Below are 15650 nucleotides of genomic sequence, written 5' to 3'. Positions count from 1 at the left end.
AAAAGAAACAGCACAACCTCTGAAAAACCAGAAGTTGTGCTGTGTTTTTATGCCGCATGATCTCGTTTGCGTGAAATATATGCCACACCTAAACCAGTCAGTACTAAACCGATAGGCCATACTGGAAGGTCATTGCTTCCTGTATTCGGTAGAGACTGCTCGGTGTTTGAGTCATTTTTCGTAGTTGAAGCTGTTTTAGCTTGTTGTTGTGCATGATTAGCATGCAATGGGTAAACATTTGAAGCTTGTGCTGTTTGATGAGACTGAAGTGTCTCTAGATTTGCCACAGCTGAGTTAACCTGTGCTGAAGTTGTTTGAGGCGCTTCAGTTGAAATGCTGTTTTGTGATGCATCAATTTGTGATGTACCTGCTTGTGCTGTTGTCTTAGCTGCAGGGAATGGTATCACATTTGAAGTTGAAGCTGTTGGTTGTGTTGTTTGTGTGCTTGCGACAGGTTGTAATGCTGGTTTTGTCGGTACTGCAGGTGTTGTTGTATTTGGTTCTGGTTGTGCAGTGTCGCCAGTTGTTGGTTGTGTTTCTGTTTCAGCTTGTTCCTCTGTTTGTGCAACAAGTGGTTGACCGTTGATAATACGGCTGATTTTGTCAGTGTCGTATTGTGATAAGTCTGCTTCTCTTAAGTAATCTGAGAAGACTTTATCTAAAGACCCGCCTTCTTCACGTAAACCGCCTAACATGTCGTAACCATCACCGCCTGAAGCGGTAAAGTCATTTGTAGTCATGTAGTACGTACGGTTAGGATCTAACGCTTCAAATTGTTGGGTCTTTTTGTTTAATACTTCGATTTTTAACACGCGTTCGCCGGGTGCTTTATTAATATCGTAATAAACACGAATTGATTTAGAGATATGCAAGAATGCACCGTTAGCGCCTAATTGTCCATTTTCAACAGGTGCGCTCAAACTATGTTCAAACATTTTTGCAACATCTGTTCCTTTGACTTGGATTTGTGAAATCGTGTTGCCGAAAGGTAAGACTGTAATGATATCGCCTAATGTAACATCTTGGTTTTTGTCGATAGAAGCACGAATACCGCCTCCATTTGTGACTGCGAAATCAGCAGGGTGAGAAAAGCCGTTTTGGCCATAAGCTTCCATACTATCCGCAATTGCATTACCTAAGTTTGTTTCGTGTCTGCGCACGTCATCACGTTCACCTTGGAATTGAATTGTATTATTAGGAATAATGACTTCTGAAACTTGTGCTTCAAATTTTGCTTTCGCTTCGTCAAGTTGTTGTTGTAAAGCAGGGTCTGGTGTAATATCTGCTGTATCTTTAACGTTGATTAATGAAGCATTTAAGTTAGAGATAGTACCATTTTGATAATTGAATTCAACTTTACCGATATTTGCGAGTGCTGTTCCTGTTTGTGCTAGTAAAGTATTACGATTGATTTCACCATTTTCAATAACTGAGTGAGAATGGCCATCTAATACGATGATTTCTTTGTCATAGAAACGACGATCACGTGCAAGTGTATCTGCAAGTGTGTCTCCGCGCCATTCTGCTTTAGTTGATGGATCAATACCTAAGTGAGACAAAATAACGAAGATATCTGTCTGTGCTTTAATTTGATCCATAATGTTTTGAACAGCAGGAATCGGTTCTGTAAACGTGACACCTTTAATGTTATCTGGGTGTGTTTTGACAGCTGTTTCTGGTGTCGTCACACCGATAATGCCGTAGTTAATCCCATTTTTGTTCACGATTGTGTAAGGGTCAAACATAAGCTTCCCATCTTTATATGTATTTGCGGAAAGAATAGGGAAGTTTAATTGTTCTTTGTACTTTTGCGCTTGTTCAACACCGAAATCAAATTCGTGGTTGCCGACTGCCATCGCGTCGTAACCTACTTCATTCATAGCGTTTGCCATGTCTGCACCTTTTGTATTGTTTGAAATTGGTAAGCCTTGGAAAGCATCACCAGAATCTAACATTAAATCAGGATTTTCTTGTTGTTTGACTGTTTTTAATTTAGCCATCCCGATGACACGTCCGTCTTCTTCTAAGATACGTCCATGCATATCGTTCGTGTGAAGAATTTTCGCATGTTGTGTCGTTGTAGGTGCTGGTTCAGCTGCTTTAGGTTCAGATACAGCTGGTGTGGTAACTGGTGTAGCTTCAGTTGAAGGTGCTGTCTGTTGTGCTGGTTCATTTGGTTGAACGGTTGCGTCTGTTTTAGGTTCAACCGTTTGTGTTGGTGTTTCCGGTGGTGTTGTTTTATCTGTGGGTGCCTGTTCTGTTGTCACTGTCGGTTCATTTGAATCAGTCTTTGACGCAACATCTTCTGCAGGTTGTTCTGGTGCAGCTGATGGTTGAACAGGTTCAGGTGTTGCTTGTGTTGCCTGCGTTGTTGTGTCAGATGCAGGTGCCGGTTGTTCGACTTTTACATCTGTTGTATTAGTTTCAGGTTGCGTTGTTTCTGCCGCGAAACTTGTGAAACTAAATACCATGAACAACATCGCAACTAAGAAGCAGGTTCTGATAAGTAGCTTGTGCATGAGGAGCCTCCTTTTCTCTATCTCGTATGAAGTTATATATGTATGACATGCATACAACACTATCTTATCAATGAAAGTTGTACAGGGGTATTGTCTTTTTGTTAATTTTGTAAATTATTTAATCAAATTGTGTGATTAATATGATGAAGCTTTGCATGGGATAATAAAAGATAGAAAGTCTTCTTGAAAAGTAGGTTTTTGAATACGTTATGAGGTTGTAACCTTTCAAAAATGAATTAAATAGAAGAGATGCGAATAGTAAGAGATTCAAGATTATTAGGTCTACGCAAAGCTATTATATCAATTAGTTAAGCGCTTACATTACTATTTAAAAAAGTTAAAAGAATCTTTTGTAATACAAATGTCATGTAATAATAATATTGGCTCGTTCAATGACGTGTATAATAATTAAGTGTATAGGTGGAAAAGAGAGAAAACGGTTTTTGAACTTCTGTTGGGGCAGAACAGAAGGTTCAAGGCTGAAAGAGAGAATATACTATTGTCAGGAGGCATTTCCATTGCAAAAGAAAATTATTGCTGCTGTTGTAGGAACAAGTGCGGTTTCCGCCATCGCAACAGCTGGAGCTGCAGATGCAGCCACGACTTATAGAGTCCAAGCTGGTGACTCTTTATGGTCAATTGCTCAACGTCATAATACGTCAATTGCGAACATTAAATCATTAAACAACTTAAGTTCAAACTTAATCTTCCCGAACCAGGTCTTAAAAGTAGCTGGTTCTGCTAATACAAGCAGTCAACGTACTTCAGGTGGATCATCTGTTTCAGGTGGTTCAACTTATACAGTACAACCGGGTGATTCATTATCATTAATCGCGTCTAAATATGGTACAACTTACCAAAATATTATGCGATTAAATGGATTAAATGGTTTCTTAATTCATCCAGGACAAGTATTGAAGGTGTCAGGTACAGCATCTAACAGTACGACAACTTCTAATACGACACGTGTTTCAGGTGGTTCAGTATATACGGTGCAACCAGGTGATTCATTATCATTGATCGCGTCTAAATACGGTACAACATACCAAAACATTATGAGTTTAAACGGCTTGAATAACTTCTTTATTTATCCAGGTCAAAAATTAAAAGTGACAGGTACAACTGCAGCGAATACAAATTCGCCATCACCAAGTGTATCAACATCAACAGGCGGATACTATTCACCAGTCTTCAATCACTCAAACTTATACGATTGGGGTCAATGTACATGGCATACATTTAACCGTCGTGCTCAAATCGGCAAACCAATCAGTACTTACTGGTGGCATGCATACAATTGGGACAACGCAGCACGTGCAGATGGTTATACAGTAGACCGTAACCCGACAGTAGGATCAATCTTACAATCAGATGCAGGTTACTTCGGCCACGTTGCTTTCGTAGAACGTATTAATGGTGACGGCAGTGTATTGGTGTCTGAAATGAACTTTACAGGCAACCCAGGTTACACAACTTACCGTACAATTCCAGCAAGCCAAGTTGGCTATTATAATTTCATTCATTAATTTGGATGTTAAACCCAGAGGTGGATAGGCCTCTGGGTTTTTAATATACAAAACGAGAGGAACTGGTCATCCCAATACCTCTCGTTATTTTATAGTTTTGTGCTTTTGTATTCAATTTCATCTGTTTCAGGATTGTAATCTACTAATAAGTCTAGTCCTTTGAAGAACCATTCATCAGAATCGTTGATATAGAATGTGATGCGGTCGACTGTAACTGATACAGATGCGTTTTTGTCATGCGGTTCAATCTTGAATGCAGTTGTAAAATGTTCATGTAATCCAGTGTGTACATAAGCTTGTACGTAGAAGTTGACCTTATCTCCTGGCTCTAAGTCTAATTCGTTTCTAAACCATTTCAATGCTTCGTCAGTGATTTGAAGTTTCATGTTGTTACCTCCTAGGTGTTGCTGCATACTAAACTGTGTCGATAGGCAGAAGTACTATTGAAATATATCTCTATTTACCACCGATTATAGCAGTCTTTTGAAGAAAAGTCTTGCACAATCTGTATTTAAAGCTATTAAAAAATGAATTGATAATCAGTTGTAATAGATTGGACAAATTAGTTGAAAGAAAGTGAAACTTTGTGTGTTAAATTGGATGAATAGGTTGTCATAACTACCAAAGAAAGCGATTTGATTTAGTGGAACTTCAAATAGAATAAGTGGAATAAGTTGTATCATCAAAAAATGAAGGCTCTATTTTATATCATAGTGACATAAAATAGAGCCTTCATTTTAAATTTATTTTGATTTTAATGATTTGAAGCGGTTATAAGAAGTGACAACAACTGTTGCCAAGTTAGCGAATGAGAACACTTTTGTAAGGAAACGTCCTGATTTTAATGCTGTATAGAAATCAAGAATGCCTCCTGTGACATTAATCGCTAAACCGATGCGTGATAATTTACGATTTTTAGAATCATAGGCATAAGCGTTGTAAGCTTCAATACCATAACCGATAATATTTAACGTATTAGATAAACGACGTAATTTTGATTTAGGTTGTTTTGCCATGAAATATAAACCTCCTATCCTGAATAGATACCCACACATTATAACATTGCGAAAAACGTATGACGATAGATTGACTCATCTTAGTTTTGCGTAGTTTGAGTGATCTTAACCTTTGTTTGGCGCTTGATTAACCAAGCAGTTATCCAAGCAGTAATCGGTATACTCATCGCAACCGCGATGCCTCCAAATAAAATAGAAACGAATTCTTGTGCGAATATTTTAGAGTTGATGATATGGCCGAAAGAGTAATTCAATTTAAAGAACCAAAAGAATAACGTTAATTGACCGCCAAAGTATGCTAAGTAAATGGTATTCGCTGAAGTCGCTAAAATTTCACGACCGATACGCATGCCTGACTTAAATAATTCTCGTCGATTCAATTCTGGATTTGTTTCACTTAATTCATACATCGGTGAACTAATTGTTATCGCAAGGTCTACCACTGCCGCAATGACCGCAAGCAAGGTGGTGAAAACCATAAACTGAACCATATTAATACCGATATTCATAGAGTAAACGTACGTTTCATCTTGTTGTTCAGCAGCAAACCCTTGTAAATGACCAAGTGCAACAGCTAGATATATTGCGCTTAATAAAATAAGTGTTGTAATACAAGTACTATAAAAGGCTGCTTGTGTTTTAACATTATTGCCATTTAAACCAAATAAGTTCAAACTAGCGACTACGATACAAAAGACTAAAGCGATAATCGGAATGGGTAACTGCAATACAATCGCAATCAAAGCAAGCAGGACACATACAAAATTCAGAAACAACATGCCATAAGAAACGGCACCTTTCTTACCGCCGAAGATGATCATTAAAATCAAAAGAATCAATGCTAGTATAATCACTGCATTCATGTCTGCTCACCTCTTACTTTCACCCAGAGTTCCATTAATAAAATCGTGACAGGTATTGTTAATACAATACCGATTCCGCCAATGAGGGCACGTGCAATTTCTAATGACCAGTTCATAGAAATAGTATAGGTAATCGTATTTGCGTTTCTTAAATAGATCACCATCATCGGCAAGCTTCCTGCTAAATAAGAGAAGAGTAAGATGTTAGTCATCGTACCCATAATATCTTGACCAATATGTCGGCCGGCTAACGCCCATCTTTTTAAATCAATCGCAGGCGTACGTTCTTTGATTTCATACATACCACTTGCGATAGTAATTGCTACATCCATCACGGCGCCTAATGTACCGACAATTACTGAAGCCATAAAGACCTCTTTAGGCGGTAATGTCAGTAAATCCATCGTTTCGTACTTAATACCAGAACCGCCTGTAGCTTGAATCACTAGTTCAGCAATACCGACACAAATAAATGTGCCGAACAAAGTGCTGATGACGGTAATGAGTGTCCGCCAATGCCAACCTGTGACTAATAATAATGTAATGACAGTTGCTAGAATGACTGCTAAACTCATTAACCAAAAGAGACTGACTGAGGGTATCGCATTGTGAATCGCAATGGCGCCTAAGACAGCACCGCTATTAATAATCAGCGATAAAATCGATTGTATGCCGACTTTACGGCCGACCCATAGTACTATCAATAAGAAGATACCAGTGATGGCTACCACTAATGTATCGCGTTTCTTTTCTATAATCGTTGCATCATTCGGATGCTTATTAATATGTAACAGCACCTTATTATGCACATGAAACTTTTCAGAGTCTACTTGTGATTGATAATAAGTGTGCTTAATCGTTCCAGTCTGACCTTCGAACTTTCCATTTAATACTTTAAAGTTAAGCTGTTCCGTATATTTTGTATCTTGATTATGATGTTCATCTGTTACATCGACCAACTTTTGGTGGTGGATTTTGGTAATTTCACCAATAGGCATATGGTAAAAACGTGCATTAAACAATGTGAATACCAGACTTGCGATAAAAATAACCGCAAAGCCGATCAACACCCAAGAAAACGGCTGATGCAGTCTTTGTTTGAATGACATAACCGTCACCCTTTCTAAGATTCTCAATCAAATATTAACAACGTGATTATAATCTTAATGGAAGTAGAATGCCAATGATTTCAAATATATTATTTTTACAAAAACTTCCCATCTTTATAAATAACGCGTTCTTTTTGTCCGTCAATGAATTTATTATAATGCGCTTGTTGAAAATCTGTGAGCAGTATTCGAGATGTACTATATTTTACGATTTCATCGCCGACCTTCACAAACATTTTTCTATATAGAAAACCGTCTTTCAAATAGATTTCATCAATACTTGTCTTGTCTACGAGTGCTATTTCAAGGAAATCGAAAGTGAAGAAATCAACCGTCACAACTGCGAAAAAATCTTCTTCTCCTAAATAATAAATTTCTAGGTTATTACGTTTGTTTTGACCGACGAGTAGGCGTCCTTCTTTGAATTCGTGTTCTGGATGATGAAGTTTCAAACATTCTAATAAATCTTTTTCTTTAAGTTTGTAGCGCATTGAAAAGTTCCTTTCTATCTTTTATTTGTATTATAACTTTAAACCTATAATAAAGTAGTCATTTTTGGAAGGGTTTGTTTAATAGAAGTTCAAATGATTTAAAGGTCAAAATTTAAGAAACAAAGAAACCTCTATGGTGCGCCGGATTATTTCGACGTTTCATAGAGGATTTAATAGTGTTAGAGTTTCGTTATTTACTTTTAATGATAAACCGAAGTATGAGAAAGCAAGGTAGTAATTTCTTTGAGTAAAGCAGTCAGTTCTGGTTTGTGGTTGTCTTTTCTAACGATTGCGCATAACGTTCGTTTAAGTTCTGTATGCGCTAGGCTTAAACGTACAAAGTGTTCGCTTTCTGGTAAAGGAATATATTGGGGTGTAATGACGTAACCGCGATTATGTTTCAATAAGTAATTCGCTAAACGTTCTGTTGAAATGCGATATGTAGTACATTTCGCTGTATTTTCAAGGAGATGTATCAGTTGCTGAGGTAAATCTGCCATTAAAAATATCGGTTGTGTATTTAGTTGTTTTAAAGGAGGATTGACTGTCACAGTTAATGGATCTTGTTTTGGTACATATAATTGATAGTTATCTTCGAATAACGGTATGATTTCAATTTCGTTATATTTCTTTAACGCAGAAGTTAAATCAACAAACGCAACATCTAAATCACGATTCAGTGTTGATTTTAATAATGCTTCATTTGATTGCCTCATAGGGAGCAGCGTTGTTGAATGTTCTTTTTCGAATTTCTGTATCAGTAAAGTTAAGAGCTGTGAGACATAACTTTCGACATAACCGATTTTGATACGTTTAGCTTCAGCTTCTTGTTCATGTCGGAACATATTTAAAGTTTGTTCGGTTTGTTCGACAATCTTCGTTGCTTGAGTCATAAAGCGTTGACCTGCTTCAGTTAAATAAATATTTCGGCCTTCTCTTCTGAATAACTTTGTATTTAATTCTTCTTCTAATTGTGAAATTTGGCGACTGATGGCTGATTGGGCAATGTTCAGTTCTAAAGCAGCTTCAGATAAATGTTCTCTTTTAGCTACTTCAATGAAGTATTTAAGTTGTTTAAATTCCATGATTTTCTGCACCACACTTATTGTTCTAATTATTAGAATGATATCATCTAATTTTTGAATTGAACAGAAGAATACCCTCCTATATTATAATAGTTATCGATAATAATCTGAAAATTCATACAACGCATATTTAAAGGAGGAGCAAGCATGGTAAATGAGCAGAATCAAGGTTTGTACGATGCAAGAAACGAACATGATGCTTGCGGCATAGGATTTTATGCAAACATGGACAATTTACGATCGCATGATATTGTCATTAAGTCACTAGAAATGCTGCGCCGTTTGGATCACCGTGGGGGGATCGGTGCTGACGGGATGACTGGTGATGGAGCAGGAATTATGACTGAAATTCCATTTAAATTTTTCAAAGAACAGACAGACTTAGACTTACCTGAAGAAGGTAACTACGCTGTCGGTTTCTTTTTCGCTAATGAACGCATTGCAGGTTCAAGACACGAAACAATCTTTAAAGCCTATTTTGAAACTGAAGGTCTTCGTGTGATCGGGTATCGCGATGTACCTGTGGATGTTTCAGCTGTTGCACCGCATGTCGCTGAAACAATGCCGGTCATTCAACAAGTCTTTATTGATTTAAATCATAGTGCAGACGCAGCGAAACGCTTATATCTTGCACGTAAACAAATTGAATTTTACGGTGATGAACAAGAGTTGGAATTATACTTCACAAGTTTATCTCCAAAAACGATTGTTTATAAAGGTTGGTTACGTTCTGACCAAATTAAAGGACTATATGAAGATTTAAATCATCCTGATTATGAATCTAAATTAGGTTTAGTTCACTCTCGTTTTAGTACGAATACGTTCCCTAGTTGGAAACGTGCACATCCTAACCGTTTATTAATGCATAATGGTGAAATCAATACCATCCGAGGTAATGTCAACTGGATGCGTGCACGTCAGAAACGTTTAGTTGAAACTATTTTTGATGAAAATGATCGACCAAAAGTACACGCTGTATTAGATGTGGACGGTAGTGACTCTGCAATTGTCGACAATGCGCTTGAATTTTTATCGCTTGCGATGGAACCTGAGAAAGCTGCGATGTTATTAGTGCCTGAACCATGGCAATACAGCAAAGCTAACCAAAGTGCTGTCCGTGCTTTTTATGAGTACTACAGCTATATGATGGAACCATGGGATGGCCCAACGATGATCGCTTTCTGTAATGGTGACAAAATCGGTGCTTTAACTGACCGTAATGGTTTACGTCCAGGTCGTTATACAGTTACGAAAGACAACTATATTATCTTCTCTTCTGAAGTCGGTGTAATCGATGTAGAGGAAAAAGACGTTGCGTTTAAAGGGCGCTTGAACCCAGGTCGTTTATTACTTGTTGATTTTGATAAACACGAAGTGGTACATAACCATATGTTGAAAGCAGAAATCGCAAGCGAGTTACCTTATGAAACATGGTTGAAAAAACATAAAGTTGATTTAGATTTAGAAGTGCCGTTTGAATCAAAAGGTTGGGATTTTGAAACGGTTGAACGTCTACAAAAACAATTCGGTTATACACGTGAAGAAATTCATAAATATATGGCTGAATTAGTACGCGGTAAGAAAGATCCAATCGGTGCGATGGGTTACGATGCTCCACTTGCGGTATTGAATGAACGTCCTGAATCATTATTCAACTACTTCAAACAATTATTCGCACAAGTTACGAACCCGCCAATTGATGCTTATCGTGAAAAAATCGTCACAAGTGAATTGTCATACTTAGGTAAAGAAGGCAATTTGCTTGTACCTGACACAGATGCGTTGAATCGTCTTCAATTGAAACATCCTGTTTTAACAGAAGCGCAATTAAAAGTAGCAGAGAACGGACCATTCCGTGCGAAACATTTATCAACCGTATATAGCGGCAGCTTAGAAGATGCGCTAGAAGTGTTGAGAGAGAAAGCGGTTGAAGCGGTTAAAGCAGGTTATGACATTTTAGTCTTAGATGACAGCAGCTTACGTGATGAACCAGGGTATGCAATTCCGATTTTACTTGCGGTCAGCTACTTGCATCAGGCGTTGATTACTGAAGATTTACGCCAAGAAACAAGTTTAGTGGCAAAAGGCGGAGAAATTCGTGAAGTCCACCATGTCGCATGTTTATTAGGCTATGGTGCTAATGCAGTTGTTCCTTATTTAGCACAAGAAACGATTGCGGCATTGGTAGAACAAGGTGAATTATCTGGTCCTGCTGAAGCACAAGTGAAAACTTATACAGACGTGTTGGCTGAAGGGGTTATTAAAGTCATGTCTAAAATGGGTATTTCAACGGTTCAAAGTTATCAAGGTGCACAAATCTTTGAAGCAGTCGGTTTATCACATGAGGTCATTGATAAATACTTCACAGGTACACAATCTAAGTTATCTGGTTTAACGATTGATTTGATTGATGAAGAGAATAAGAAACGCCAAGGACGTAAAGAAGAACATCTTGAATCAGGTAGTACGTTCCAATGGCGCCAACAAGGTCAATATCACGCTTTCAACCCAACTACCATTAGGTTGCTGCAACATGCATGTCGTGAAAATGACTATGACATGTTCAAAGAGTATTCGAAAACAGTGAATCATCAACGTACTGATCGTATTCGTCATTTAATGAAATTCAAATCACGTACACCGATCAGCATTGATGCGGTTGAACCGATAGAAGACATTGTTCACCGATTCAATACAGGTGCCATGAGTTATGGTTCAATCTCTGCCGAAGCACATAAAACTTTAGCAGAAGCGATGAACTTAATTGGCGGTAAGAGTAATAGCGGTGAAGGTGGAGAGGACCCTGAACGTTACGTGAAAGGTCCAGAAGGTGAAGATTATACAAGTACAATTAAACAAGTTGCATCAGGTCGTTTCGGTGTAACAAGTGATTATTTACAACATGCGACTGAAATTCAAATTAAAGTCGCACAAGGTGCTAAACCAGGGGAAGGCGGACAGTTGCCAGGTACGAAAGTTTATCCATGGATTGCTGAGGTACGTGGTTCAACGCCAGGTATCGGCTTGATTTCACCACCACCTCATCATGATATTTATTCAATTGAAGACTTAGCGCAGTTGATTCATGACTTGAAGAATGCGAATCCACAAGCGAATATCGCTGTGAAATTAGTATCTAAGAGTGGTGTCGGAACAATTGCGGCAGGTGTTGCGAAAGCCTTTGCTGACAAAATCGTTATCAGCGGTTATGACGGCGGTACAGGTGCTTCACCTAAAACAAGTATTCAACATGCTGGACTGCCTTGGGAAATCGGTCTAGCAGAAACGCATCAAACATTAATGATGAACGATTTACGTTCTCGTATTCGTTTAGAAACAGACGGTAAGTTATTAACTGGACATGACGTGGCTTATGCTTGTGCATTAGGTGCGGAAGAGTTTGGTTTTGCGACAGCACCGTTAGTTGTTCTAGGTTGTGTCATGATGCGTGTGTGCCATAAAGATACATGTCCTGTCGGCGTGGCTACACAAAACGAAGATTTACGTCAACTCTTTAACGGTCGTGCACATCACATGGTTAACTTTATGCACTTTATTGCACAAGAATTACGTGAAGTGTTAGCTGAACTGGGTCTACGTTCTGTTGAAGAATTGATCGGCCGAACTGATTTATTAGAAGCAAATCATTCGGTAGCTAACGAAAAAGCACGTTCACTTGATGTGGCACCGTTGCTTTATCAAAATGAAGGACCGACATTCAAACAAATTGAGCAACAGCATCATTTAGAAAAAGGTTTTGATCAAACGGAATTGATTCCAGATGCTGAAGCGGCAATTCAAGACGGTACTTTATTTAGAGGGACATATAAGTTGTGCAATGAGCAACGTGATGTAGGTGTAACTGCCGGCAGCTTGATTACTCGCGCACATGGAGCGGAAGGTTTACCTGAAGATACAATCTATGTTGAAACTACAGGCCATGCAGGCCAAAGTGTCGGTGCATTTTCACCTTCAGGATTAACAATTCACCATACAGGTGATGCCAATGACTATGTTGGTAAAGGTTTATCCGGAGGTAAGATTATCATTAATGCACCAAATGAAGAACGTGAAGAAAATATTATTGTCGGTAATGTATGCTTCTACGGCGCTACAAGCGGTAAAGCCTTTATTAATGGTTATGCCGGTGAACGTTTCTGTATCAGAAACAGTGGTGTTCATGCAGTCGTAGAAGGTATCGGAAACCATGGTTTAGAGTATATGACTGGTGGACGTGTCATTGTATTAGGTAATGTCGGTGACAACTTCGGTCAAGGTATGAGCGGCGGTGTCGCTTACATCTTCCCTGATGATGTGGAACACTTCAAATCGTACAATGCATTGCCAACACTTGATTTCGATACTATTACTGAACCAGAAGAATTTGCGGTTATTAAAGACATGTTAGAAGAACATGTTCGATACACAGACAGTAAAAAAGCTAAAGCAGTATTAGCTGATTTTGACAATGTGGCTCAAAAAGTCGTTAAAGTCATACCAAAAGACTATAAATTAATGATGCATAAAATTGAAGATCAAGAACGTAAAGCAGACAATTCTAAAACAGCAATTTTGAATGCCTTCTACGATACACGTAAAGCAGCAGATTTAGAAGGACCATTCTCAGTTGTTTATTAACGAAATAAGAAGGAGTGTTTAGATATGGGTGAATTCAAAGGTTTTATGAAATATGACAAACAAGCACTGCCGGAACTTTCGTTAGCAGAGCGTTTAACGAACCATCTTCAATTCCAGCAGCGTTTCACTAAAGAAGATGCACAGCGTCAAGGTGCGCGTTGTATGGATTGTGGTACACCGTTTTGTCAAACAGGTCAAAGTTTAGGACGACAAACAATCGGTTGTCCAATTGGAAACTATATTCCGGAATGGAACGATTTAGTTTACCACGGTGATTTCAGAGAGGCATATGAACGTCTCTCTGAAACTAATAACTTCCCTGACTTTACAGGGCGTGTTTGTCCAGCACCTTGTGAACAAGCATGTGTGATGAAAATTAACCGAGAGTCGATCGCAATCAAGGGGATCGAGAGAACGATTATTGATGAAGCATTCGAAAATGGATGGGTACAACCCCGTGTACCAGAGAAACGTTTAGGACAATCTGTGGCGATTGTCGGAAGCGGACCTGCTGGTTTAACAGCTGCGGATGAATTAAATGCAAAAGGGTATGATGTGACGGTTTATGAACGTGCACATGAACCAGGCGGCTTATTAATGTATGGTATTCCAAATATGAAATTGGATAAAGCAGTCGTTCGTCGAAGAGTCCATTTGATGGAAGAAGCGGGTGTGAAATTTGTCACTGATACAGAAGTCGGCGTCGATATTTCCCGGGAAACGTTAGATGAACAATTTGATGCGATTATCGTTTGTACTGGCTCACATCAAGCGAGAGATTTACCGCTTGAAGGCCGTATGGGACAAGGTATCCATTTTGCTTTAGATTATTTGACAGAACAAACACAAATCTTAAATGGTGAACTGAAATCAGAAGATGCGACAATCAGTGCAGAAGGTAAAAATGTGATTGTGATCGGTGCTGGTGATACAGGTGCCGACTGTGTCGCAACAGCTTTACGTGAAAATTGTAAATCTATTGTACAGTTTAACCAGTTCACAAGATTACCAGAACGTTATGAAATTGAAGGTAATCCATATTGGCCGATGTCTATGCCAGTCTTTAAAATGGATTATGCGCATAGTGAATACGAAGAAAAATTCGGTTTTGAACCACGTGCATATGGTGAAAACTCTATGCGCTATGATGTTGATAAACTTGGTAATGTACGTGGTGTGTATACACAAACGTTACGCCAATTACCAGATGGTTCGACAGAAATGAATGATACTTTACGTCATTGGCCAGCTGACTTAGTCTTGTTAGCGATTGGCTTTATCGGTACTGAAAATACTGTGCCAAATGATTTCAATTTAAAAACAGAGCGCAACAGTATCGTTGCGAATGATAAAGATTATGCGACAAGCCAACCGCATATCTTTGCGGCAGGTGACGCGAGACGTGGCCAAAGTTTAGTCGTTTGGGCGATTAAAGAAGGACGCGGTGTTGCGAAAGCTGTACACAAATATTTACAAAAACAAACGGTATTTAGTTAATAATTCAACACACAGCTGTAAAGTTATGGCTGTGTGTTTTAATTTTGCGTCATTCTCACAAAACTTAACATTAAATTTTTTGAGAAATGTTGACTTCTTTTTATAAATATCATATAATAGTTCTTGTGCTTATTTTGGAGGAATACCCAAGTCCGGCTGAAGGGATCGGTCTTGAAAACCGACAGGGGCTTAACGGCCCGCGGGGGTTCGAATCCCTCTTCCTCCGCCATTATTTTTAAATCCAAGACTAATAGATATAAAAAGGCAATCACTCAACTGTTACGTTGAATGATTGCCTTTTTAGTTTCTATCGTAACTTTCACATTAAAGGGTTCGATTCAATTATAAGTTTATATGATGTAAATTTAAGGAATGAAAGAGTGACGCAACAACGGAGGTAAACTCATATGGAAATCAAAGTTTCAAGTATTTTTGTGGAAGATCAAGAGCACGCATTAAAATTTTATACTGAAGTATTAGGGTTTCAAAAACATGCGGATGAACCTGCAGGTGAATACAGATGGTTGACAGTTGTATCACCAGAGAATCCTGAAGGCACTGAATTATTATTAGAACCTAATCAACATCCTGTCGCAAAGACTTATCAAGAGGGTCTGAAACAAGAAGGGATTCCTTGTACAATGTTCGATGTAGAAGACGTACAAGCGACTTACCAAACTTTAAAAGAACATGGTGTAGGGTTCACCATGGCACCTATGGATATGGGGAATGGTGTAAAGTTCGCGGTGTTTGATGATACTTGCGGTAATTTAATTCAAATTATAGAACGTCCATAGTGATGTATTTAATTGAAGAAGCGGTAATCTTTTTTTGTAAGATTATCGCTTTTTTAAAATATTTGAATGAAAGCCTTTACATAACTTGTCTAGACAAGTACAATGGATT

The 15650-nt window shown here is 38.4% G+C and carries 11 protein-coding genes and 1 tRNA gene; 5 read left to right on the top strand and 7 right to left on the bottom strand.

Annotated elements, in window-relative coordinates; genetic code table 11:
• Positions 1-47: 47 nt before the first annotated feature.
• Positions 48-2519 carry a 5'-nucleotidase C-terminal domain-containing protein gene (locus BU038_RS04000; protein WP_107604919.1) on the bottom strand — a complete coding sequence of 824 codons (2472 nt, stop codon included), beginning with the start codon at positions 2517-2519 and terminating at the stop codon, positions 48-50.
• Between the two features lie 518 nt (positions 2520-3037).
• Here BU038_RS04000 and BU038_RS03995 point away from each other — a divergent pair.
• A complete protein-coding gene (locus BU038_RS03995) occupies positions 3038-4045 on the top strand; it encodes a LysM peptidoglycan-binding domain-containing protein (RefSeq protein WP_107604918.1) in 1008 nt (335 codons plus the stop codon).
• 89 nt (positions 4046-4134) lie between these two features.
• Here BU038_RS03995 and BU038_RS03990 read toward each other — a convergent pair whose 3' ends face one another.
• The 6 genes from BU038_RS03990 to gltC form a co-directional block, all read right to left on the bottom strand.
• Positions 4135-4431: a HesB/YadR/YfhF family protein gene (locus BU038_RS03990; protein WP_107604917.1), complete on the bottom strand. Its 297-nt coding sequence runs from the start codon at positions 4429-4431 to the stop codon at positions 4135-4137.
• Positions 4432-4788: 357 nt separating this feature from the next.
• The gene (locus tag BU038_RS03985) at positions 4789-5061 is read right to left on the bottom strand and encodes a hypothetical protein (protein WP_107604916.1); all 273 of its coding nucleotides are present in this window, start codon (positions 5059-5061) and stop codon (positions 4789-4791) included.
• An 80-nt stretch (positions 5062-5141) separates the two neighbouring features.
• The gene (locus BU038_RS03980) at positions 5142-5924 is read right to left on the bottom strand and encodes a YibE/F family protein (protein WP_107604915.1); all 783 of its coding nucleotides are present in this window, start codon (positions 5922-5924) and stop codon (positions 5142-5144) included.
• Positions 5921-7033: a YibE/F family protein gene (locus tag BU038_RS03975; RefSeq protein WP_107604914.1), complete on the bottom strand. Its 1113-nt coding sequence runs from the start codon at positions 7031-7033 to the stop codon at positions 5921-5923. Before BU038_RS03975 ends, BU038_RS03980 begins: the two co-directional genes overlap by 4 nt.
• A gap of 95 nt (positions 7034-7128) precedes the next feature.
• Positions 7129-7524, bottom strand: a complete 396-nt coding sequence (locus tag BU038_RS03970; RefSeq protein WP_107604913.1) for a hypothetical protein — start codon at positions 7522-7524, stop codon at positions 7129-7131.
• 200 nt (positions 7525-7724) lie between these two features.
• Entirely contained in the window at positions 7725-8609 is an 885-nt protein-coding gene (gene gltC / locus BU038_RS03965) for a glutamate biosynthesis transcriptional regulator GltC (protein ID WP_107604912.1), read from the bottom strand.
• 147 nt (positions 8610-8756) lie between these two features.
• Between gltC and gltB the strand changes: the two genes are divergently transcribed.
• From gltB to BU038_RS03945, 4 genes are all read left to right on the top strand, one after another.
• Positions 8757-13247 carry a glutamate synthase large subunit gene (gene gltB / locus BU038_RS03960; protein WP_107604911.1) on the top strand — a complete coding sequence of 1497 codons (4491 nt, stop codon included), beginning with the start codon at positions 8757-8759 and terminating at the stop codon, positions 13245-13247.
• A 24-nt stretch (positions 13248-13271) separates the two neighbouring features.
• On the top strand, positions 13272-14744 hold the full coding sequence (locus BU038_RS03955) for a glutamate synthase subunit beta (protein WP_107604910.1): 1473 nt from the start codon (positions 13272-13274) through the stop codon (positions 14742-14744).
• Positions 14745-14880: 136 nt separating this feature from the next.
• Positions 14881-14973 (top strand) — tRNA-Ser (locus BU038_RS03950).
• Between the two features lie 178 nt (positions 14974-15151).
• Entirely contained in the window at positions 15152-15541 is a 390-nt protein-coding gene (locus BU038_RS03945; RefSeq protein ID WP_107604909.1) for a VOC family protein, read from the top strand.
• The last annotated feature ends 109 nt before the right edge of the window (positions 15542-15650 follow it).

This window comes from Staphylococcus simulans (genome assembly GCF_003043455.1).
Lineage (GTDB): Bacteria > Bacillota > Bacilli > Staphylococcales > Staphylococcaceae > Staphylococcus > Staphylococcus simulans_A.
This window is presented reverse-complemented; position numbering and strand designations above follow the sequence as displayed.